Genomic DNA, 19,329 nt, shown 5'->3' with positions numbered 1-19,329 from the left:
GCATCCGCCTGATCTGGCGGATTGCGGTTCTGTTCCGCCGGAAAGCACGGCTTCTATCAGGCTTTTTGTGAGGCCGACATTCTGCAACACCGCGACCTGATCGCCAGGCCGGGCGTCACGGACCAGAATATTCCGCTGAAGGGCCGGAACCCCGGCATCGGCCACACCAGGGCGCTGATCTGAGGCAACTGGTTGGCCAGGCCTTACGTGAAAGGGGGCGCGGCTGCGTCAGACCTCGCGCAGGCTGATCACCTGCACGGAAAAGATCACCTCTGACAAGGAGTGCCACAAGATCGAACGCCGGCCGGAGCGTGAGACCGGAGCGCATCCAGAGGGTTGATCTGCGACTGCGGTCCGCCTCGGATGGTGACGCCGCCAGATGCCCGTTCGGCTTTGTTGGAGAGGCAGGCGCATTATCACGGCAAGCCCGCAGTTCAGCACGCCTGTCCCGGAAATATCGGCGGACTCTGGGGGCTATCGTCATGTCGCGGATGCAGAGGGTCTGGCACGAGAGATTTCGGCCGGGACATCTGTCCGCGCCGGTTCCCGAAGGTGACAACGGCCTCGCTGCTGGCCGTTATCTTTGTGGCCAGGTCCGTTTCCGGTCGGGCCAGCCGGTCTCGATGGTCTTTGCCGGTGAGCGCCGGGTCATCACCACGGATGAATTTGAGGCGATTTGCGCCGGTCGCGGGCGCTGAGTGCCGGATGGCACGAGGGCAGGCGAACGGCCTGACTGGGCCCCGCATCTGGGATTGATCCAGGTCAAGGCCCTGACAAGGCGCTTTTGGCACTAAGAAGCCGCCCCGCCTTTTCGAACCCCATCGGAGACGGCGGGGGGCGACCCTGGCCCAACCCTTCCTGTTCGCGCGTTCCGGGGTTTGGTCAGGGTCGGGATCCGGGCCGCAAACGCTGACCCTTGCGGTCACGGCTGCGGCATTTGCGCACTGCGGCACCGCACAGGATCAAACTTGAATCGCCCATGGAATATTTGACGCATGTCAAAGCCGGATTGCTGCCGGTCTGCGATACCAAACTGCAACAGCCGATTCCGGAGCGAGTCCGTGTCCATACCAGAAGCCAGCCCGCCGAGCCTTTATGCGGCGCGTGAGCCGATCTTTCCCCGCCGCGTCAAAGGCCATTTTCGCACCGCGAAATGGTGGATCATGGCGATTACGCTGGGCATTTATTACATCACGCCCTGGATTCGCTGGGATCGCGGGCCGAACCTGCCCGACCAGGCGGTGCTGGTGGACCTGGCCAATCGCCGCTTTTTCTTTTTCATGATAGAAATCTGGCCGCATGAATTCTATTTCGTTGCGGGTCTTTTGATCATGGCGGGGCTGGGGCTGTTTCTGTTCACCTCGGCCGCAGGGCGGGTCTGGTGTGGCTATGCCTGCCCGCAAACCGTCTGGACCGACCTTTTCATCCTGGTCGAGCGATGGATCGAGGGGGACCGCAATGCCCGCATCCGTCTGCACCGGAGCAAATGGACGGCAGAGAAGATCCGCAAAAGCGCGGTGAAATGGACGGCATGGTTCCTGATCGGGCTTGCAACCGGCGGTGCCTGGATCTTCTACTTCACCGATGCGCCGACTTTGCTGCGTGACCTGGTGACGCTCAGCGCCAGCCCCGTCGCCTGGATCACCATGCTGACGCTGACCATGACCACCTTCGTCTTCGGAGGGTTCATGCGCGAACAGGTCTGCATCTATATGTGCCCCTGGCCCCGGATTCAGGCCGCGATGATGGATGAAGAGACCATCACCATCGCTTATCGCGACTGGCGCGGCGAGCCGCGCGGCAAGCCAGGCGCCGAGAAGGGCGACTGCATCGACTGTATGGCCTGCGTCAATGTCTGCCCGATGGGGATCGACATTCGTGACGGTCAGCAGCTGGCCTGTATCACCTGCGGGCTTTGCATCGACGCCTGCAATGACATGATGGACAAGATCGGCAAGCCGCGCGGCCTGATCGACTATCTCGCGCTGACCGACGAGGCGCGCGAGCGCAGGGGCGAGCCTGCGGTTCCGGCCTGGAAACATGTTCTGCGCCCGCGCACAATCCTTTACACCCTGCTCTGGGCCGGGGTCGGGGCGGCGCTGGTGGCGGCTTTGTTCCTGCGCAGCCCGATTGATGTCAACGTCACTCCGGTGCGCAATCCGACCTTTGTGACGCTCTCGGACGGCACGATCCGCAACACCTACGAGATCCGTCTGCGTAATATGGAAGGCGAGGCCCGCTGGTTCTCCTTCTCTGTCGAAGACCCGGCGCTGGCTTTGTCGGTCGAAGGCGGCACAGGGGGACGGATCGAGGTTCCGGCCAATGAGACCGCGCATGTGCGGCTTTACGTTACGGCGGCACCCGGGACGGCGGCAGCCAGAGCGCAGCGCAGCGATATCCGGCTCTGGATCGAGGGCGAGCCGGTGCCCGGCGTCAAAGATACCACCGATCTTGTGTCGAAAGACACGGTCTTCAACGGCAAAGGCGATCAACCATGAGCAACTTCCAGCTTCCGGGCTTTCAGCCGATGTTCCTTCTGTTCGTCCCGCTGGTTCTGGTGGTGATCGGCTTTGGCCTCTGGTTCCGGCGCGGCAAGCTGACAGGGGGGAAAGTGCTGTTCGCGGTGCTGTCCTTCTTCGGGATCATCACGGCGGTGAATGTCTTCATGGCGTTCAAGGCGGTATCGACCTTTCCGGGGCTCGAGGTGCAAAGCTCTTACGTTGCGGGCCGGGGATTCGACGGGCGTCGCGAGGCGCAGGAGGCGCTTGGCTGGGGGATCGAGCAGGTTTACGAGCCGGGCCGGATGTCCCTGACGATCACCGATACCAGCGGCCAGCCGGTCGAGGCGCGCGCGCTTGAAGCGCTGATCGGCCGCGTGACCATCGCGAGGGATGACCAGAGCCCCGATTTCCGCTGGACCGGGAAAGGCTATGAGGCGGCGGTCGAGCTTGGCTCGGGCGAATGGATGATGAAGGTGCAGGCCATCGCGCAGGATGGCACGCCTTTTGAACGCCGGCTGGATTTCACCGTGGCACCAAAGGGCTGAGGTCAGAATCATGAGCATGACGGCCAGCGATCTGAACCGGATGTCTGATAGTCCCGGCGGCATTTCGGCCTGCCCGGCCTGTGTCGTCGCCCCCGCTGCCGCCGATCTGGCGCGGGTGGTGAAGGATGCGCGCATCGTGCTGTCGCTGCCCGCGGCGCATTGTGCGGAGTGTATCTCGACGGTGGAAAAGGCGTTGCAGGCAGTGCCGGGGGTGCGCTCGGCACGGCTCAATCTGACACTGAAACGGGTCTCGGTCGATGCCGGGCCAGAGATCACGCCCGCCGACCTGGTTCAGGTGCTGGATCGCGCCGGCTATGAGGCGCATGAGCTGGATCCGGGGCTTTTGTCGGTGACCGAGACCGATCGCCAGGGCCGCGATCTTCTGATGCGGATGGGTGTCGCCTTCTTTTCCATGATGAATGTCATGCTTTTGTCGGTGGCGGTCTGGTCCGGCGCAGATGGGGCGACGCGCGACATGTTCCACTGGATTTCCGGCGCCATCGCGCTGCCGACCGTGGTGTTTTCCGCGCAGCCGTTTTTCAGGGGCGCCTGGCGCTCGGTGAAGGCGGGGCGGCTCGGGATGGATTTCCCGATCAGCCTCGCGATTGTGCTGGCCTGTTTCATCTCGATTTTCGAGACGATCAATTCCGGGCCGCATGCCTATTTCGATGCCGCCGTGATGCTGACTTTCTTTCTGTTGATCGGGCGCTATCTCGATCACCGCACCCGGGCGATTGCGCGTTCTGCTGCGCAGGAACTGGCTGCGCTGGAAGTGCCGCGCGCCATCGTGCTGACGGAGGGCGCCGAACTGGTCAAACCGATCAGCGAGGTTGCGGTCGGTGATCTGGTCCTCGTGCGCCCCGGCGGGCGGATGCCGGTTGATGGCGTGGTGACTGCCGGCGCCTCCGAGATCGACCGCAGCCTTCTGACCGGTGAGACACTGCCGGTCGCAGCCCTTCCCGGCGCGCAGGTATCGGCGGGAGAGGTCAATCTGACCGGCCCGCTGACTTTGCGCGTCACGGCGGCGGGCAAGGACAGTTCGCTGCATCAGATGGCCGATCTGGTCGCGGTGGCCGAGGCCGCAAAGACCCGCTACACCTCTCTGGCCGAACGCGCGGCGCATGCCTATTCGTCGATCGTGCATGTGCTGGCAGCTGCGGCCTTTGCCGGCTGGCTGATCTGGACCGGCGGCGATTTCCGTCTGTCGGTCAATATCATGGCGGCGGTGCTGATCATCACCTGCCCCTGTGCGCTTGGCCTCGCCGTTCCGGCGGTGCTGACCTCTGCTAGCGGAAAGCTCTTCCGCAAGGGGATGCTGATCAAGGACGGCACCGCGCTGGAGCGGATGTCACAGGTCGATACCGTGGTCTTCGACAAGACCGGCACGCTGACCATGGGCCAGCCGCTGGTGACGAATCTCGACGATCACCCGCTGCCCGCGCGCGAGGTGGCGCTGGCACTGGCGGCGGCCTCGTCGCATCCGCTGGCCATGGCGCTTGCCGGTGCGGCGCGCGCCGCAGGCATACGCCCTGCCCGGGTTGAGGAGATCCGCGAGATGCCCGGCTATGGGATCGAAGGCTGCTGGAAAGGGATGCGCGTTCGTCTTGGCCGCGCCGAATGGTGCGGCGCAGACGCGGGCAGCGAGACCGCAACCTGGCTTTCCACCGGCGAGGGCGCGCCGCGTGCCTTCACCTTCTCTGACCGGTTGCGCCCTGGTGCTGCCGATCTGATGACCGCTCTGAAGGCAGGGGGGCAGCGGGTGATCCTTTTGTCGGGGGACAATGCGGCGGCGGTGTCGTCACTGGCGGCAGAGCTTGGCATTGACGACTGGTCGGCAGGGGTTTTGCCATCTGAGAAAGCCGCGCGGATCCGGGATCTGCGGGCCGGGGGCGCCCGGGTCCTGATGGTCGGGGACGGGCTGAATGATACGGCGGCGCTGGCCGAGGCCTATGTCTCGATCTCGCCCGCCTCGGCGCTGGATGCGGCGCGGGTGGCCTCGGATATCGTGCTTCTGGGCCAGAATATCGCACCTATCGCCGATGCGATCCGCATTTCGCGTCAGGCCTCGAAGCGGATCGTCGGGAATTTCAGGATTTCCGCCGGGTATAATATCGTGGCAGTGCCGCTGGCGCTTTTCGGCCTCGCAACCCCCCTTGCGGCGGCGCTGGCAATGTCGCTGTCTTCGATTACGGTCTCGCTCAATGCCCTGCGTCTGAAATAGGGAGCGCTTATGGAAATCCTTGGCATCCTGATCCCGGTCTCGCTGTTTATGGGGGGCATTGGCCTTCTTGCCTTCATCTGGGCCATGCGGTCACGGCAGTTTGACGACCCCGAAGGCGATGCCAGCCGCATCCTGACGAAAGACTGGGACGACAAGCCGCGCCCGGATTGAGTGGGATTTCCTGACTTCGCGACCGTCTCACATGGGCGCTGGATGACGCTGAGTGACGTGAGGGGGCACCGGATGCGACATATCCTGTCTGCAATGGCTGCGGTCCTGGTTCCGGGGCCGGTCCTGGCCTGTCAGATTGCCCATGTTCCGACGCCGGAAAGCGCGGCTGCGGCGGAGTGACGGGGCAGGGGGAACGAAAAAGGCTCCGGGATCTGATCCCGGAGCCTTTTGCATTCAGTCAAACCTGTCAGCCGGAGAGGCTCAGGCCGGCCCCATCGTCTCGCAGGCGGTGCCGCGTGCGCGCAGCCGGCGGCAGGCAAGGTCAGCCTGGTCTTCGGTGAGGCCCAGGAAGGAGGCACGGTATTTTCCACCCTTCTGCGTGACCTTGCGCAGCCCCTGGTCGAGCGTGGCGCTTTCGGTCAAGCCGGTGCGCAAAAGCGCGCGTTCGGCCTCGTAATGCGAATTATAGGCGCCGACCGCGACACCAAAACCGCGCCCGCCCGAGGTCGATTTCGACACGACGACCAGCTCTTCAGCAGGAGCTTCGGGCACGGGCTCTGCCGCCGCCATGCGGACGGGTTCAAAGATCGGCGCGCGACGGGTCGGGGCCTCGGGATCGGTGACCATGGTTCGCGCATCCGCCGCCACGGTTTCCACGGCTGTCAGCGCGCCCTCATATCCCGACGGGGCAGGGAGTTCCGACACCACTTCGGGAGCGACATCGCTGACCCCGGCAAGCCGGATCTCTTCAGCAGCCGGTTCGGCAGCCGGTGCGACAAGCTCATAGACCGGAGCGGGTGCAGGGGCGACTTCAGCCAGCAGCGTTTCAGGTGCAGCATCGGGCACAACTGCAGCCCGCGTCACATGTTCAGGGCGGGGCATTGGCCGCAGCCCGGCCAGAGCCACATCCTGCGCGGCGGGGGCAACGGTCTCGGGCGCCGGGGTTTCTGCCGGGGCGCCACCCGCGGCCAGTGCCGCAGCCTGGGCCTCAAGGCTGCCCGGAGCGGGGGCTGGTGCCACCGCAGCCATTGCCACAGCCGGCGCCTCTTCGGCGACCGGTGTCGCAGCTGCCGCGACGGCCAGCGCCGCCTCGACCGCTTGCGGGTCAACCGTTTCGGATGCGCCCCCGGATGCGGCTGCAAGTTCGACGGCCTGCGCCTCAAGCGTGCCGGGCGGCGGCGGAACGGCGGTGGCTTCGGCCAAAGCCGATTCGACGCCTTCTGCAATGGCCGCCGAAAGCGCATCCGGCACCACGACCGGCGCCGCCTCGGCGATCAGCGCCTCGGAGGCACCTCCCCGGGCGGGCCGGGCTTTCGGACGCGGCGAGCTGGTCATCGCGCCAGACACGCGCAGCGTCTTGGCGGCGCCACCGGGCACATTCGGCGTGTCGATGGCCGCCGGGCTGTTATCGGCAAGCAGGTCGGCGGCAACGGCATCGCCGCCCTGGATACCGGCGGCCGCCGGCCGCTTTTCACGCACGCCATTCTTCGCGAGGTTAAAGCCCTTGTTCATCAGTTCGACCATCTTGGCGTTGCGCTGTGCGGTCGATGTGCCGCCAAAGACAGTGGCAATGATGCGCTTGTCGCCACGCTTGGCCGATGCGGTCAGGTTGAACCCGGCGGGCACGGTATAGCCGGTCTTGATGCCATCCGCGCCTTCATAGCCATCAAGGAACCGGCTGTTGGTGTTCACCACCTTGGCGATGCCGGCATCAGCGGTGCGGCGCGAGAAGATGTTGTAGAATTGCGGGAAGTCGTAAAACAGGTGCCGCCCGAGCAGGTTCATATCGCGCGCGGTCGAAAGATGGCCCGTCGCGGTCAGCCCATTGGCGTTTTTGAAGGTGGTGTTCTTCATCCCGAGCGCGCGGGCGGTGCGGGTCATGCGGCTTGCGAAAGCCGCCTCATTGCCGCCGATATGATCTCCAAGCGCCGAAGCCGCATCATTGGCGGATTTGATCGCGGCGGCGCGGATCAGATAGCGCACTTTGATCTGCTGCCCGGCCTTGAGCCCCAGCCGTGAGGGCGGCTGCGCGGCGGCATGTTTCGTCACGGTGACCACGGTATCAAGCGACAGGCGCCCGGCCTGGATCTCCTGGAAGGTGATGTAGAGCGTCATCATCTTGGTCAGCGAGGCGGGATGCAGCCGTGTATCCGCATTCTGCGACCAGAGCTCCTCGCCGGTGCGCGCATCCATGATGATCGCAGCAAAGGGTGCAGCATGGGCCGGAGTCGGCGCCAGCGCAGGAAGAATCAGCGCAAAAAGCGCAATGAATAGCGTGATGCTGCGGATAAACCGCCCGATAAGCGATGCCACGTCGCCGATCCTTTGCCTGTTTCGGACCCCGGTTTTTATGGGATCTCACTTCTGCCTGACAGACAGGCTAGCACAGGTCACCCTGGTGGAAAACCCGGAAATTTCAAGGGGTTTTCGTGGAAATTTCACCTGATGCAGCTATGTTTCACCCGCCATATCCAGGGTGAATGGCCGCAAACATCGCTATTTCCTGGGGGCCTGGCAGAGGTCTTGCAGCAATCCGGGCAGGAAAGACAGGTCCGCAAGGTGACGGTAGCGGGGGTTTTCCACCGGTTCATCGGCGGATTCCAGCTCCCAGGCGGGTCCGTTGGGCACATGCACACCCCAGGCGCCCGCCTCCAGCGGTGCCACAACATCCGAACGCATCGAATTGCCGGTCATCAGCGCGCGCGATGCCCCCTCGCCATGGCGCGCAAAGATCTTCTGGTACATTTCGGGCGTCTTTTCCGAAACGATCTCGACCGCGTCGAAATGATCACCAAGCCCGGACTGCGCCAGTTTGCGCTCCTGATGTAAAAGATCGCCCTTGGTGATCAGGATCAGCCGATACTGCCCCGCCAGCGCCTCGACCGTTTCACGGGCATGGGGGATCAGTTCGACCGGATGATCCAGCATCGCACGCCCGGCGCCCAGCAGTTCCGCGATCACCGAGGCCGGCACACGGCCCTCGGTCACCTCGATCGCGGTTTCGATCATCGACAGGGTAAAGCCCTTCACCCCATAGCCATAGGCGCCGATATTGCGCTTTTCCGCCGCAAGCAGCCGCTCATGCAGCTGATGCGGGTCGCTGTAATCGTGCAGGAGATCGGTGAAATATTCCTGGGTGAGGCGGAAAAACGCCTCATTCTGCCACAGCGTATCATCCGCATCAAAGCCGATGGAGGTGATCATCTGGCGGTTCCCCGGTGTTGTTGTGACACGGGCGTTGATGCATCAATGCGATCTTAACACTCTCGTGGCTCTTTTCGTGGTGAGAAAAGCGATTATATTCCTGTCAGATTCAAGACAATGCGAATCCTTTCAGCAGCCGGAGAACCCGATTTGGCCTATAACCCGTTTACCCTGTCTGACCGCGAAAATGGTCCGGGCGCCGGTGGGTCGGGTGGCGCGCCGGGCGAGGAGACATCGCTTCTCGCTAAGCCCAAGCCGAAGACACAGCGCCCGCCGCTTTATAAGGTCCTGCTGCTGAACGATGACTACACACCGATGGAATTTGTGGTCCATATTCTGGAACGCTTCTTCGGGATGAACCATGCTCAGGCCTTTGATATCATGCTGATGGTTCATAAAAAGGGTCTCGCCGTGGTGGGCGTGTTCTCGTTCGAAGTGGCCGAGACCAAGGTCGCCCAGGTGATGGATTTCGCCCGTCGTCACCAGCACCCGCTTCAATGCACGATGGAAAAAGAGTAAGGCGGGCAAAACTGGCCCTCGCGTTACAGGCGGAACATGCGTGCATCCCGGATAGAGCTGGCCCTGGAACAGGGCCTTTTTGTGCTTCCTTCAGAAGGCAGGATTGCCGTTTATCGCCCGCAGGAAGGCGATGACCTCTCTGCCCTTCCGAAAGATCGTACCACTGTGCTGACGAGCTTTCGTCCCGACCGCGACCATTTCGCGGCACGCGGTTACGCGGTCGAAGGCGAGGGGCCCTGGGCGGCTGCGCTTGTCTGTGTGCCGCGCGCGCGCGAATACGCACGTGCACTTCTGGCCGAGGCGGCAGCAGCGGTCAGCCCGGGCGGGCAGGTGCTGGTAGACGGGCAAAAGACCGATGGTATCGAGACCGCGCTGAAGGATCTGAAGCCGCTCGTCGCGCTGTCGGGCCCGATTTCCAAGGCGCATGGCCGTATAGCGGCCTTCCCCGCCGGACCGGAACTGGCAGCATGGGCCGCCCGCCCGCGCGAGATCGGGGGCGGTTTCATCACCCGGCCGGGAGTTTTCTCCGCTGATGGGCCGGATCCTGGATCGGTGCTGCTGGCACAGTCGCTGCCTGAAAAGCTCGGCCCGAAAGTGGTCGATCTGGGCGCGGGCTGGGGCTATCTGTCGCAAACGATCCTTGCGCGGACCAGCGTCAAAAGGCTCGATCTGGTCGAGGCCGAAGCGGTTTCGCTGAACTGCGCGCGCGAGAATATCCAGGACGCGCGCGCCCGGTTCCATTGGGCAGATGCGCTGAATTTCCGCCCGGAAAGCCTTGTCGAGACCGTGGTGATGAACCCGCCTTTCCATATCGGCCGCAGCTCTGATCCGAGGCTGGGGCTGGCCTTCATCCAGGCGGCGCGGAAGATGCTGGCGCCGGATGGGGCGCTCTGGATGGTCGCCAACCGCCATCTGCCCTATGATGAGGCGCTGACCACCCATTTCCTGGAATATGAGACGGTCGCGCAGACCAATGCGTTCCGCGTGACCCGCGCCATCAAGCCGCGCCGCCCGACCCGCTAAGCGCCGCCAGAACCCCGAGGCCCAGCATGTCCTTTTCGCTTTCCGGCAAGACCGCCATTGTTACCGGCGCCGCCAGCGGCCTTGGTCTCGCCATCGCGCGCCATCTGATCCACAAGGGCGTGCGGGTCATGCTGGCCGATGCGGATGAGGTGCGGCTGATCGCCGAGATGGGCGAGGCGGCCCAGGACGAAAGCTCGGTGCGGCTTTTCCCCGGCGATCTGACGAAAAAACTGACGCTGGTGAACCTGGTCTCGGCCACAATCGAGGCTTTTGAGCGGATCGACATTCTGGTTAATGCCGCGCGCCGCTGCCAGATCTCAGACGTGCTGAACCCTGAGGCGGATTATGTCGAGACGCTCTGGCAGCAGAATGTGGTTGCGACGCTGCGGCTCAGCCAGCTGGTGGCGAAACGGATGATCCAGGCCGCGGCCGGCAGCGAGCCGGATGAATATGGCGCTGTCGGTTCGATCATCAATTTCTCATCGGTGGCGGCGGTCCGGGTCCAGCCCGAATTGCTGGGCTATTCCATGGCCTCGGCGGCGGTGGAGCAGATGACGCGGACGCTCGCCGTGGCGTTGGCGCCGAAAGGGATACGGGTCAATGCGGTCTCGATCGGCTCGGTGATGAGCGCAAGCCTGCAACTGGCACTGAAAGAAGTGCCCGCGCTGCGGGAACGGATCGAGAGCGGCACGCCCCTTGGCCGGATCGCGGCACCCGACGAACTGGTCGAGACGATCCAGTATCTCGCCTCGGATGCGTCACGCTTTGTCACCGGTCAGGTGCTGGTGGTGGATGGCGGGCGCGGGCTGCTGGATGCAGTGGCCGCGCCTGCGTTTTAACGCCTGCGTCCCGGGGCGCCGGGCTTCAGCCCTGTTCGGCCACGAGCCAGGGCAGTTCCGAAAAATCCGAAAACCGCGCTGTCTGCGGCATCTCTTCGGCCGGCGATTTGCGGTAGCCTTCGGTGAAGAGGAGGAAAGGCAGACCGGCTGCGACCGCGGTATCGGCATCGACTTCGCTGTCGCCGACATAGAGTGCCGTCCCGCCGCCCAGTTCGCTGATGCACAGATGCAGCGGCGCGGGATCCGGCTTCAGCGCGACACGGCCCCCGCCGACGATGGCGGCGAAATAGCCGGTCAGCCCCATCTGGTCGAGGACGATCCGTGCTGCTGTCTCGGGCTTGTTGGTGCAGATGCCAAGCGGGTGGCCAGCGGCCTGCAATGCGTCAAGCGCCGCGATCACTCCGGGATAGATCCGCGTGCGCGCGGTGGGATCGGCCTCATATGCGGCCTCCATCGCGGTAACCAGCCGGGGATGTTGCGCCATGTCAACGCCCCGGGTCTCCATCGCGCGCTGCACCAGATTGGCGATGCCTTTGCCGATGAAAGAGGTGACCGTGGGGAGGTCGAAAGGCGCCAGGCCCTCGGCCTCGAAAACCTGGTTCAGCGCGGCCCGGAGATCGGGTACGGAATCGATCAGCGTGCCGTCGAGGTCGAAGATTACCGGGGTTGCAGAGGCGGTCATTGGCGGGCCGCCTCGGCCACGGCGCGCAAAGCGCGGATGTTCTCGCCATAAGGTGCGGGGTTTTTCACCGACCCGCCAGAGAAGACCGCCGAACCCGCCACCAGCACATCGGCACCGGCAGCAACGACCAGCGGCGCGGTTTCGGTGGTGACGCCGCCATCGATCTCGATATGGATCGGGCGGTCACCGATCATGGCGCGCAGGCGGCGGATCTTGTCGATCTGCGAAAGGATCAGCTTTTGCCCGCCAAAGCCCGGATTGACCGTCATCACATTGATCAGGTCGATCTGGTCGAGCAGATATTCCACCGATTCAATCCCGGTTGCCGGGTTGAGGCAGATCCCTGCCTTGACGCCGTATCCCCGGATCGCCTGAAGCGAGCGGTGCATATGCGGGCCCGCCTCAAGATGGACCGAGATGAAATCGGCGCCGGCTTTGGCAAAGGATTCGAGATAGGCATCGACTGGCGCGATCATCAGGTGGACATCCATCACGCCCTTGATATGCGGACGGATCGCGGCGCAGGTCGCCGGGCCGAAAGTGATATTCGGAACGAAATGCCCGTCCATCACATCGACATGCACCCAATCGGCGCCCTGGGCCTCGATCGCTTCGCATTCAGCGCCGAAATTTGCGAAATCGGCTGAGAGGATCGAAGGGGCGATCTTGATCGCGCGCGAGAAGCTCATTTTCAGTGCCTTTCCGACTGGGATGCGCCTGAAATAGCCGTGATCGGGTCCTGGTGCCAGAGCGGAATGTGGTCAACATCCGCCGCGCGGGGTCAGCCGCGTCGCAGCCAGACGTAAAAGGCGCCGGTGCCACCATGTTTCAGATGCGCTTCGGTCACCTCCTGTACTACCGCCGACAAAGGCGGCAGGCGCAGCCAGTGCGGCACCTGATGGCGCAGCGCGCCGATGGGGCGCGGCACCGGCTCATAGACCTGTTTGCCCTTGCCGGTGATCACCAGCACCAGCCGCTTGCCCGCAGCCTGCGCGCCGAGGAGAAAGGCGATCAGTTCGGGATGCGCCACGGCGAGCGTCATGCCATGAAGGTCGATCCGTGCCTCGGGGGCGATCTTGCCGCGGATCATCTTCTTGTGAAGCCCCGCATCCATCCGCAAAGGCGGCGGCGCGGCGGGCTTTTGCACGGGTACCGCCTTTTCCCCCAGCCGGAAGCGCGGCAGCACCGGCTCACGCGGCGGGAGGGGAAGGGGAAGCGTCTCTTTCGGGACGATGGCCTCCGGCACCAGATCCTCGGGGAGCGCACTGTTCTCAATGCCATGCATCGGGCGCAGGGTCCGCGCCACGGCCTGCCAGAGGTCACGCTCCTCGGGGCGGAGCACCCGTCGCCGTGCCATGGCTCAGTTCCCCCCGGTCAGCGCCCAAGCGCGGTCGATGGGCAAAAGCTGCACCATCCGCCCGCCATCGCGCACGATCCCGGCGGCATCGCCTGCGCGGTCGCCATAGCCGTAGAAAATATCCGCCCGCTGCGCGCCCTTGATCGCGCCGCCGGTATCCTGCGCCACCATCAGCCGGCTGAGGGCGGCCTGGCCCTCTTTCTCGATCCAGACCGGGGCGCCCAGCGGCACGAAAGCCGGATCCACCGCCAGCGAGCGCATCGGCGTGATTGACTTGCCCATCGCACCGATCGGGCCCTTTTCCGGGGCCAGATTGCTGATCTTGCGGAAGAAAATATAAGAGGGGTTGTGGTTCAGCAATTCGGCCCCGATGGCCGGATTGCGGCGCACAAAGGCCTGAATGGTCTGGGCCGAGACCTGATGCGCCGCGAACATACCCCGCCGCACCATCTCTTGCCCGACGGAGCGATAGGCATGGCCGTTGCGGCCCGCATAGCCCAGTCGGATCGTCGAGCCATCGGTCATCTTCACCCGGCCCGAGCCCTGGATATGCAGAAAGAACACCTCAACCGGATCATCGATCCAGGCGATCTCCAGCCCGCGCCCGCGCAGAGCCCCGGCTTCGATCTCGGAACGGCTGTAATGGACCATACCGTCCTGCAGATCCGGCGGGCGGCGGTAAAGCGGCCAGGCATAGATGGGCGTGCGGACCGGCGAGCCGTTCAGCTCCGGCTCGTAATAGCCGGTGAACAGCGCCGGTGGCTTGCCGATGATCACCGGGCGGAACAGGAGTTCAAAAAACGCCCGCGCCGAGGCATCGTCTTTCGGCACATCGCCGGCCAGCTTGCAGACCGGCCGCCAGTAAGGCGCATCAAGCTGGTTGCAGGTGACAAGAAACGCCTCGAGTGCCTCAAGCTGTCCGCCCTCGCGCCAGCCGGACAGGGATTCGAACTCCACCATCTCGGCGCGCGCGTCATCCGCGCCCGTCACCGCAGCCAGTCCGACCAGTAATGCGATGACCAGAGGGCGCAGCAGCATGGCATCAGATCAGTCGCCGGTGGCGACCAGCTGCCAGTTCGGATCGTCCGACCCCATTTTGCGGGCAAAGACCCATACATCGCGCTGACGTTTGACGGCCTTGGCGTCGCCTTCGATGACCGTGCCGTCTTTGTCGCGCACCACCGAAGTCAGCTCGCCGACAAAGCGCACGGTCAGTTCGGCAAAGCCGGAAACGCGGTCGAATGTCGCCTCTTGCAGCGCCATTTCCTTCAGCCCGACGAAATTCGCCTCGACCGTCAGTCCGCGCGCCTCGCGGGCCTGGATCACTTCGGTAAAGCTGGCCTCGACCTCGTCACCGAGGAAATCGCGGATCGGGTCGAGATCGCCACGCTCAAAGGCCATAAGGATCATCTCATAGGCCTGACGCGCGCCCGAGAGGAACGGCGTCAGCGCGAAGGAGGGTTCGGCCTTTTTCATGCCCGCAAGGGCCTTTGCGGCATCCGAGCCCTCAGCCACATGATCGGTGATGTCACGGTCAGGCCCGCCCTCGATCACCTCGAAATCGCGTTTCACCGGGGCCTGCGCATCTTCGAGCGGGAGCGGTGGCTTTTCGAAACCGTCGCGGGTTCCCAGCACCGAACGGAGCTTGAGAACCAGGAAAATAGCGACCCCGGCAAGGACCAGGAGCTGGATAAGCATGGAATTCATCGGTCATCCCGCCAAAAAACACTGTCGCCGCCCTGTCGCAATGGCCGGAAGGTGCGGCAAAGGCTTGGGGAGGCGTGATTGATCTCCTATGTAGGTTTTAGCAGGCCGCAAGTAAACCTTGCGACAATGATGCTTTCGACAAGGACCCCAAAATGCCGCGTTTTTTGCTGATTCTGGCCTGGCCACTGATTGAAATCGGTTTGTTTGTGGTTGTCGGGGGCTGGATTGGCCTCTGGGCGACCCTTGCCTGGGTGGTCGGGACGGCGGTTGTCGGCATTGTGATCCTGCGGATGGTGGCGCAGCGCGGCGCCGGGCTTTTGCGCAACGGCCTCAACGGTGGTCTGAACCGGGGGCTGAGCGGGGCGGCGCTGGCGGCCGATGCGCCGGTTACCGGGCTGATGCGGGGGCTTGCAGCCGTCTTGCTGATCCTGCCGGGGTTTCTGACCGATGCGCTTGGTTTGTTGCTTTTGCTGCCACCGGTGCAGAGCCTGGTGAAAGGCGCAGTGCTGGCCCGCGTCAGCGTCATGGGCGCCGGCGCGTTTTCGCAGCATCAGACTGGCGCGGGCAGGGGGCAGGCCGGCATGCAGCAAGGCGATGTGACGGTCGATGGTGAATGGGTCGAAGTACCGCCCGAACATCCCGCGGGTCCTGGCCGCAACCGCCCGTCGCGCTGGACCGAAATCGAATAGCCGCTGCGGGAGCTGAGCCCGGTCCTGGAACCGGAGCCGCCCCATGGGCCGGCCCCGGAGCTTGCCATTGAGCGCGGCCCCCCGCTCTGCTAGGGGAAGGCGGTAGCTTTGACTGGCGCGGCGCGCCCCCGGGCGGGCAAACTGCCTCTGCCCGCGCAAATTCCAGGAGGATTTCGATGACCGAAGAAACAGGTGCGAACGGGGCTCAGGCTCCGCAGGTCCGGATGCAGGTTCTGGCGCAGTATATCCGCGACATGAGCTTTGAAAATGTCGTGGTGCAAAAGGGCCTCGCCGGCGTCGAAGTGCAGCCCGATGTGCAGGTTGCGGTCAGCCTTGATGCGCGCAAGCGCAGTGTCGAGCACCAGTATGACGTGATCACCAAATTCAAGGTCACCTCGAAGAACAAAACCAATTCCGAAACGCTGTTCCTGCTCGAACTGGAATATGGCGGGACCTTCCTGATCGATGGCGTGCCTGAGGATCAGCTGCATCCGTTCCTGCTGATCGAATGCCCGCGCCTGCTGTTTCCCTTCGTGCGCCGCATCATCTCGGATGTCACCCGCGATGGCGGCTTCCCGCCGCTGAATATCGACAATGTCGATTTCCTGGCACTTTACCGTCAGGAAATCGCGCGCCGTCAGGCCGCGCAGACCGAAGCACCGCTGGTCACCAACTGATCCGCGCGCAACAGGCGCAGAATATGACAAAGGCGGCAGAGCGATCTGCCGCCTTTCTGCTTTCCCGGAGGGTGCGTTCAGACCCTGTGATAGGGCCCGCCCGCAAGGATTGTTGCCGCACGGTACAGCTGTTCGGCAAGCATCACCCGCACCAGCATATGAGGCCAGACCATCGCACCGAAACTGATCGAGTGATCGGCCCTGGACCTGAGGTCAGGGTGAATACCATCGGCACCGCCGATCACAAAAGCCAGGTCCTGGCGCCCGGCATCGCGCCATTTCGCCAGCAGACCCGCGAAATCCGGCGATGACATCTGCCGCCCGCGTTCATCCAGGGTGCAGATCAGCGCGCCGGCAGGAATCGCGCGTGACAAAAGGGCGGCCTCGGCCTCCATGCCGCCGCCTTTTTTGTCCTCGACCTCAATCTCGGCAGCGGGGCCAAGCGCCAGCGCGCGGCCCTGCTTGCCGAAACGGTCAAGATAATCGTCGATCAGATCGCGTTCGGGCGAGGCACGCAGCCGCCCGACCACGCAAAGATGAACCCGCATGGCTTACAGCGTGCGGGCGGCCCCGACCTGTCCGGCGGGCAGCCACATCTTTTCCAGCTGGTAGAATTCACGCACTTCCGGGCGGAAGACATGGACGATCACATCGCCCGAATCGATCAGCACCCAGTCGCCGGTTTCTTTGCCTTCCATGCGGGAGACGATGCCGAAGGCCTGCTTCAGTCGTTCCGACAATTTCTCGGCAATCGCGGCCACCTGGCGCGACGAACGTCCCGAGCAGATCACCATGTAATCGGCGACATCCGAGCGGCCGCGCAGGTCGATCAGCACGACATCCTCGGCCTTGTCATCCTCGACCGAGGCCATGACGGCGTCGCGAACGGCGTCCGAGCTGAATTCCGTCTGGGCAGGGCGTCCGGCGCGCGGGGCAACCGGCAGGCCGGTTGCAGGGTCAGTATGGGACAGGGAAGTGTCCTCCAAAGCAGCGCGCAAGCCCCGCGCCGGGCATCTCAGGCCAGCCTATCACCCGGAGCGGGTAATCTCAACATTCGACGGATCAGGTCGCATGGCAGCGGCGGCCGGGGGCTCAGAGCGCGAAGGCCGCGACTTTGGCGCGGGTGCCGAGGCGGCAGCGCCAGACCATCATCTCGCCCGCCAATGGCCGCCCGCCCACCGAGGCGGGCAGATCTTCGCGCCGCAGTGCAACCCGCTCAGTCAGCGCCTTAATCGCTGCCGACAGCCGGGCTGGGTGATCCGGACCGCCGACCAGAAGTGTAAGGCTGCGCGGGCGGGGTATCACATCGAAGGTGATCCCCTTCCAGCCCGGGACCGGGAGTTTCATGTGCCTGTCTGCTGTCGAAACCGGCAGACAGAACCGTCAGGTCTCGCCCCAGGAGGCCTTGATCAGCGGCTGGTGATCCCGAGCGTCCGCCTGTCGTGATTCTCGCCGTTGAAATAGCCTGAGCGCGCCTTCCATTCCGCGTCAGACGGGGTCTGCCCGCCTTCGCCATGGCGCCATCTGGCCCGACCCTTGCCTGAAACAGGATTCGGGGCTAGATACCAGCTTATGCAAGGGTTCATCTATTTCAACATCACCGACCACGCGCGTCTTCCGGCGCGGTTTTTCGGTGCGACCCGCAACATTCTCGCACGTCTTTGACGCGGCGGGCAGGATCACCTGCCCAGACGCCGCCGGACCTCGTGAACCAGTCAATCTGAAAAGCTATCCCAAAAGGTGAGAGCCATGACCGCCCCTAAATCGGCCGCTCCGAGAACACTCTACGACAAGATCTGGGACGACCACGTCGTCCATACGTCGGAAGACGGCACCTGTCTTCTGTATATCGACCGCCATCTGGTGCATGAAGTCACCAGCCCCCAGGCGTTCGAAGGCCTGCGGATGACCGGTCGCAAAGTGCGCGCGCCCGAGAAAACCATCGCGGTGCCCGACCATAACGTGCCCACGACCGAGGGCCGTGAGACCCATATCGACAATGAGGAATCGCGCATCCAGGTCGAAGCGCTCGACAAGAACGCGCGTGAATTCGGCGTGGTTTACTATCCGGTGACCGATATCCGCCAGGGCATCGTGCATATTGTCGGCCCGGAACAGGGCTGGACGCTGCCGGGTATGACGGTCGTATGCGGCGACAGCCATACCGCGACCCATGGTGCGTTTGGCGCGCTCGCACATGGGATCGGCACGTCCGAGGTCGAACATGTTCTGGCGACGCAGACGCTGATCCAGAAAAAATCGAAAAACATGAAGGTCGAGATCTCCGGCAAGCTCTTGCCCGGCGTGACCGCGAAAGACATCACCCTGGCTGTGATCGGCAAGACCGGCACCGCGGGTGGCACTGGCTATGTCATTGAATATTGCGGCGAAGCGATCCGTGATCTTTCGATGGAAGGCCGGATGACGGTCTGCAACATGGCCATCGAAGGCGGCGCCCGCGCTGGTCTGATCGCACCGGATGAGAAGACCTTCGCCTATTGCATGGGCCGCCCCCATGCGCCGAAAGGCGCGAAATGGGAGGCTGCGGTCTCTTACTGGAAAACGCTCTTCACCGATGAAGGCGCGCATTTCGACAAGGTGATCACGATCAGAGGCGAAGATATCGCGCCGGTCGTGACCTGGGGCACCTCGCCCGAAGACGTGCTGCCGATCACCGCGACGGTGCCTTTCGCCGCTGACTTCGAGGGCGGCAAGGTCGAGGCCGCGCAGCGCTCCATCGACTATATGGGCCTGACCCCTGGCATGAAACTGACCGATGTAAAGGTCGATGCCGTGTTCATCGGCTCCTGCACCAACGGCCGCATCGAAGATCTGCGCGCCGCCGCCGGGATCCTCAAAGGCCGCAAACTGGCGCCGGGCGTCCGTGGCATGGTTGTGCCGGGTTCGGGCCTCGTGCGGCTTCAGGCCGAGGAAGAGGGTCTGGCGCAGATCTTCACCGATGCCGGCTTTGAATGGCGTCTGGCCGGGTGCTCGATGTGCCTCGGCATGAACCCTGACCAGCTGGCCCCGGGCGAGCGCTGCGCTGCCACCTCGAACCGCAACTTCGAGGGCCGGATGGGCCGTGGCGGCCGCACGCATCTGATGTCGCCGGTGATGGCGGCCGCAGCAGCAATTACCGGCCACCTGACTGATATTCGTGATATCATGGCGGAAACCGTCTGATTTCACACAGT

The 19,329-nt window shown here is 63.8% G+C and carries 21 protein-coding genes; 11 read left to right on the top strand and 10 right to left on the bottom strand.

Features of this window, described 5'->3' with window-relative positions; translation table 11 throughout:
• Positions 1–482: 482 nt before the first annotated feature.
• The 5 genes from M3484_RS05240 to ccoS all read left to right on the top strand — a co-directional run bounded on the left by M3484_RS05240 (position 483) and on the right by ccoS (position 5,438).
• Positions 483–698 (top strand): hypothetical protein, encoded by a 216-nt coding sequence (locus M3484_RS05240; RefSeq protein ID WP_249496042.1) that lies wholly within the window; start codon positions 483–485, stop codon positions 696–698.
• Between the two features lie 363 nt (positions 699–1,061).
• Positions 1,062–2,498: a cytochrome c oxidase accessory protein CcoG gene (gene ccoG, locus M3484_RS05235; RefSeq protein WP_249496041.1), complete on the top strand. Its 1,437-nt coding sequence runs from the start codon at positions 1,062–1,064 to the stop codon at positions 2,496–2,498.
• Positions 2,495–3,046 carry a FixH family protein gene (locus tag M3484_RS05230; protein ID WP_249496040.1) on the top strand — a complete coding sequence of 184 codons (552 nt, stop codon included), beginning with the start codon at positions 2,495–2,497 and terminating at the stop codon, positions 3,044–3,046. Before ccoG ends, M3484_RS05230 begins: the two co-directional genes overlap by 4 nt.
• Positions 3,047–3,056: 10 nt before the next feature.
• Positions 3,057–5,267 (top strand): heavy metal translocating P-type ATPase, encoded by a 2,211-nt coding sequence (locus M3484_RS05225; RefSeq protein WP_249496039.1) that lies wholly within the window; start codon positions 3,057–3,059, stop codon positions 5,265–5,267.
• A 9-nt stretch (positions 5,268–5,276) separates the two neighbouring features.
• The gene (ccoS, locus tag M3484_RS05220; RefSeq protein WP_092900746.1) at positions 5,277–5,438 is read left to right on the top strand and encodes a cbb3-type cytochrome oxidase assembly protein CcoS; all 162 of its coding nucleotides are present in this window, start codon (positions 5,277–5,279) and stop codon (positions 5,436–5,438) included.
• Positions 5,439–5,699: 261 nt separating this feature from the next.
• On the opposite strand, the gene M3484_RS05215 is transcribed toward ccoS, so the two are convergent.
• Positions 5,700–7,751: a serine hydrolase gene (locus M3484_RS05215; RefSeq protein ID WP_249496038.1), complete on the bottom strand. Its 2,052-nt coding sequence runs from the start codon at positions 7,749–7,751 to the stop codon at positions 5,700–5,702.
• Between the two features lie 183 nt (positions 7,752–7,934).
• The gene (locus M3484_RS05210; RefSeq protein WP_249496037.1) at positions 7,935–8,642 is read right to left on the bottom strand and encodes an HAD family hydrolase; all 708 of its coding nucleotides are present in this window, start codon (positions 8,640–8,642) and stop codon (positions 7,935–7,937) included.
• Positions 8,643–8,792: 150 nt separating this feature from the next.
• Here M3484_RS05210 and clpS point away from each other — a divergent pair, with 150 nt between their 5' ends.
• The 3 genes from clpS to M3484_RS05195 are packed head-to-tail and all read left to right on the top strand — an operon-like array spanning position 8,793 to position 11,023.
• On the top strand, positions 8,793–9,161 hold the full coding sequence (clpS, locus tag M3484_RS05205) for an ATP-dependent Clp protease adapter ClpS (RefSeq protein WP_249496036.1): 369 nt from the start codon (positions 8,793–8,795) through the stop codon (positions 9,159–9,161).
• Positions 9,162–9,197: 36 nt separating this feature from the next.
• Positions 9,198–10,184, top strand: a complete 987-nt coding sequence (locus M3484_RS05200) for a class I SAM-dependent methyltransferase (RefSeq protein ID WP_249496035.1) — start codon at positions 9,198–9,200, stop codon at positions 10,182–10,184.
• Positions 10,185–10,210: 26 nt separating this feature from the next.
• Complete coding sequence (locus M3484_RS05195; RefSeq protein ID WP_092900754.1) at positions 10,211–11,023, top strand: SDR family NAD(P)-dependent oxidoreductase; 813 nt, start codon at positions 10,211–10,213, stop codon at positions 11,021–11,023.
• Between the two features lie 25 nt (positions 11,024–11,048).
• Here the strand turns inward: M3484_RS05195 and gph are convergent, their stop codons facing one another.
• The 5 genes from gph to M3484_RS05170 all read right to left on the bottom strand — a co-directional run bounded on the left by gph (position 11,049) and on the right by M3484_RS05170 (position 14,769).
• Positions 11,049–11,705 carry a phosphoglycolate phosphatase gene (gene gph / locus M3484_RS05190; RefSeq protein ID WP_249496034.1) on the bottom strand — a complete coding sequence of 219 codons (657 nt, stop codon included), beginning with the start codon at positions 11,703–11,705 and terminating at the stop codon, positions 11,049–11,051.
• Positions 11,702–12,394: a ribulose-phosphate 3-epimerase gene (gene rpe, locus M3484_RS05185; protein ID WP_249496033.1), complete on the bottom strand. Its 693-nt coding sequence runs from the start codon at positions 12,392–12,394 to the stop codon at positions 11,702–11,704. The genes gph and rpe overlap by 4 nt, the downstream gene beginning before the upstream one ends.
• A 92-nt stretch (positions 12,395–12,486) precedes the next feature.
• Positions 12,487–13,062 (bottom strand): Smr/MutS family protein, encoded by a 576-nt coding sequence (locus M3484_RS05180; protein WP_249496032.1) that lies wholly within the window; start codon positions 13,060–13,062, stop codon positions 12,487–12,489.
• 3 nt (positions 13,063–13,065) lie between these two features.
• Complete coding sequence (gene mltA / locus M3484_RS05175; RefSeq protein ID WP_283258321.1) at positions 13,066–14,100, bottom strand: murein transglycosylase A; 1,035 nt, start codon at positions 14,098–14,100, stop codon at positions 13,066–13,068.
• A gap of 9 nt (positions 14,101–14,109) precedes the next feature.
• Positions 14,110–14,769, bottom strand: coding sequence for a Tim44/TimA family putative adaptor protein (locus tag M3484_RS05170; RefSeq protein ID WP_092900768.1), 660 nt, complete (start codon positions 14,767–14,769; stop codon positions 14,110–14,112).
• Positions 14,770–14,921: 152 nt separating this feature from the next.
• On the opposite strand from M3484_RS05170, the gene M3484_RS05165 reads away from it, so the two are divergent.
• Both M3484_RS05165 and secB read left to right on the top strand, forming a co-directional pair.
• Entirely contained in the window at positions 14,922–15,458 is a 537-nt protein-coding gene (locus M3484_RS05165) for an FxsA family protein (protein ID WP_249496031.1), read from the top strand.
• 176 nt (positions 15,459–15,634) lie between these two features.
• The gene (gene secB / locus M3484_RS05160) at positions 15,635–16,135 is read left to right on the top strand and encodes a protein-export chaperone SecB (protein WP_249496030.1); all 501 of its coding nucleotides are present in this window, start codon (positions 15,635–15,637) and stop codon (positions 16,133–16,135) included.
• Positions 16,136–16,212: 77 nt separating this feature from the next.
• On the opposite strand, the gene rlmH is transcribed toward secB, so the two are convergent.
• The 3 genes from rlmH to M3484_RS05145 form a co-directional block, all read right to left on the bottom strand.
• Positions 16,213–16,683 carry a 23S rRNA (pseudouridine(1915)-N(3))-methyltransferase RlmH gene (gene rlmH, locus M3484_RS05155; protein WP_092900777.1) on the bottom strand — a complete coding sequence of 157 codons (471 nt, stop codon included), beginning with the start codon at positions 16,681–16,683 and terminating at the stop codon, positions 16,213–16,215.
• Positions 16,684–16,686: 3 nt separating this feature from the next.
• Positions 16,687–17,133, bottom strand: a complete 447-nt coding sequence (gene rsfS, locus M3484_RS05150; RefSeq protein ID WP_249496029.1) for a ribosome silencing factor — start codon at positions 17,131–17,133, stop codon at positions 16,687–16,689.
• Positions 17,134–17,227: 94 nt separating this feature from the next.
• Complete coding sequence (locus tag M3484_RS05145) at positions 17,228–17,482, bottom strand: hypothetical protein (protein ID WP_249496028.1); 255 nt, start codon at positions 17,480–17,482, stop codon at positions 17,228–17,230.
• A 402-nt stretch (positions 17,483–17,884) separates the two neighbouring features.
• On the opposite strand from M3484_RS05145, the gene leuC reads away from it, so the two are divergent.
• Positions 17,885–19,318: a 3-isopropylmalate dehydratase large subunit gene (gene leuC, locus M3484_RS05140; RefSeq protein ID WP_249496027.1), complete on the top strand. Its 1,434-nt coding sequence runs from the start codon at positions 17,885–17,887 to the stop codon at positions 19,316–19,318.
• The last annotated feature ends 11 nt before the right edge of the window (positions 19,319–19,329 follow it).

Source organism: Pseudomonas sp. GX19020 (assembly GCF_023371075.1).
Taxonomy (GTDB): Bacteria; Pseudomonadota; Alphaproteobacteria; order Rhodobacterales; family Rhodobacteraceae; genus Pseudogemmobacter.
The sequence above is the reverse complement of the archived record's forward strand: the minus strand, read 5'-3'. Positions and strand labels throughout refer to the sequence as shown.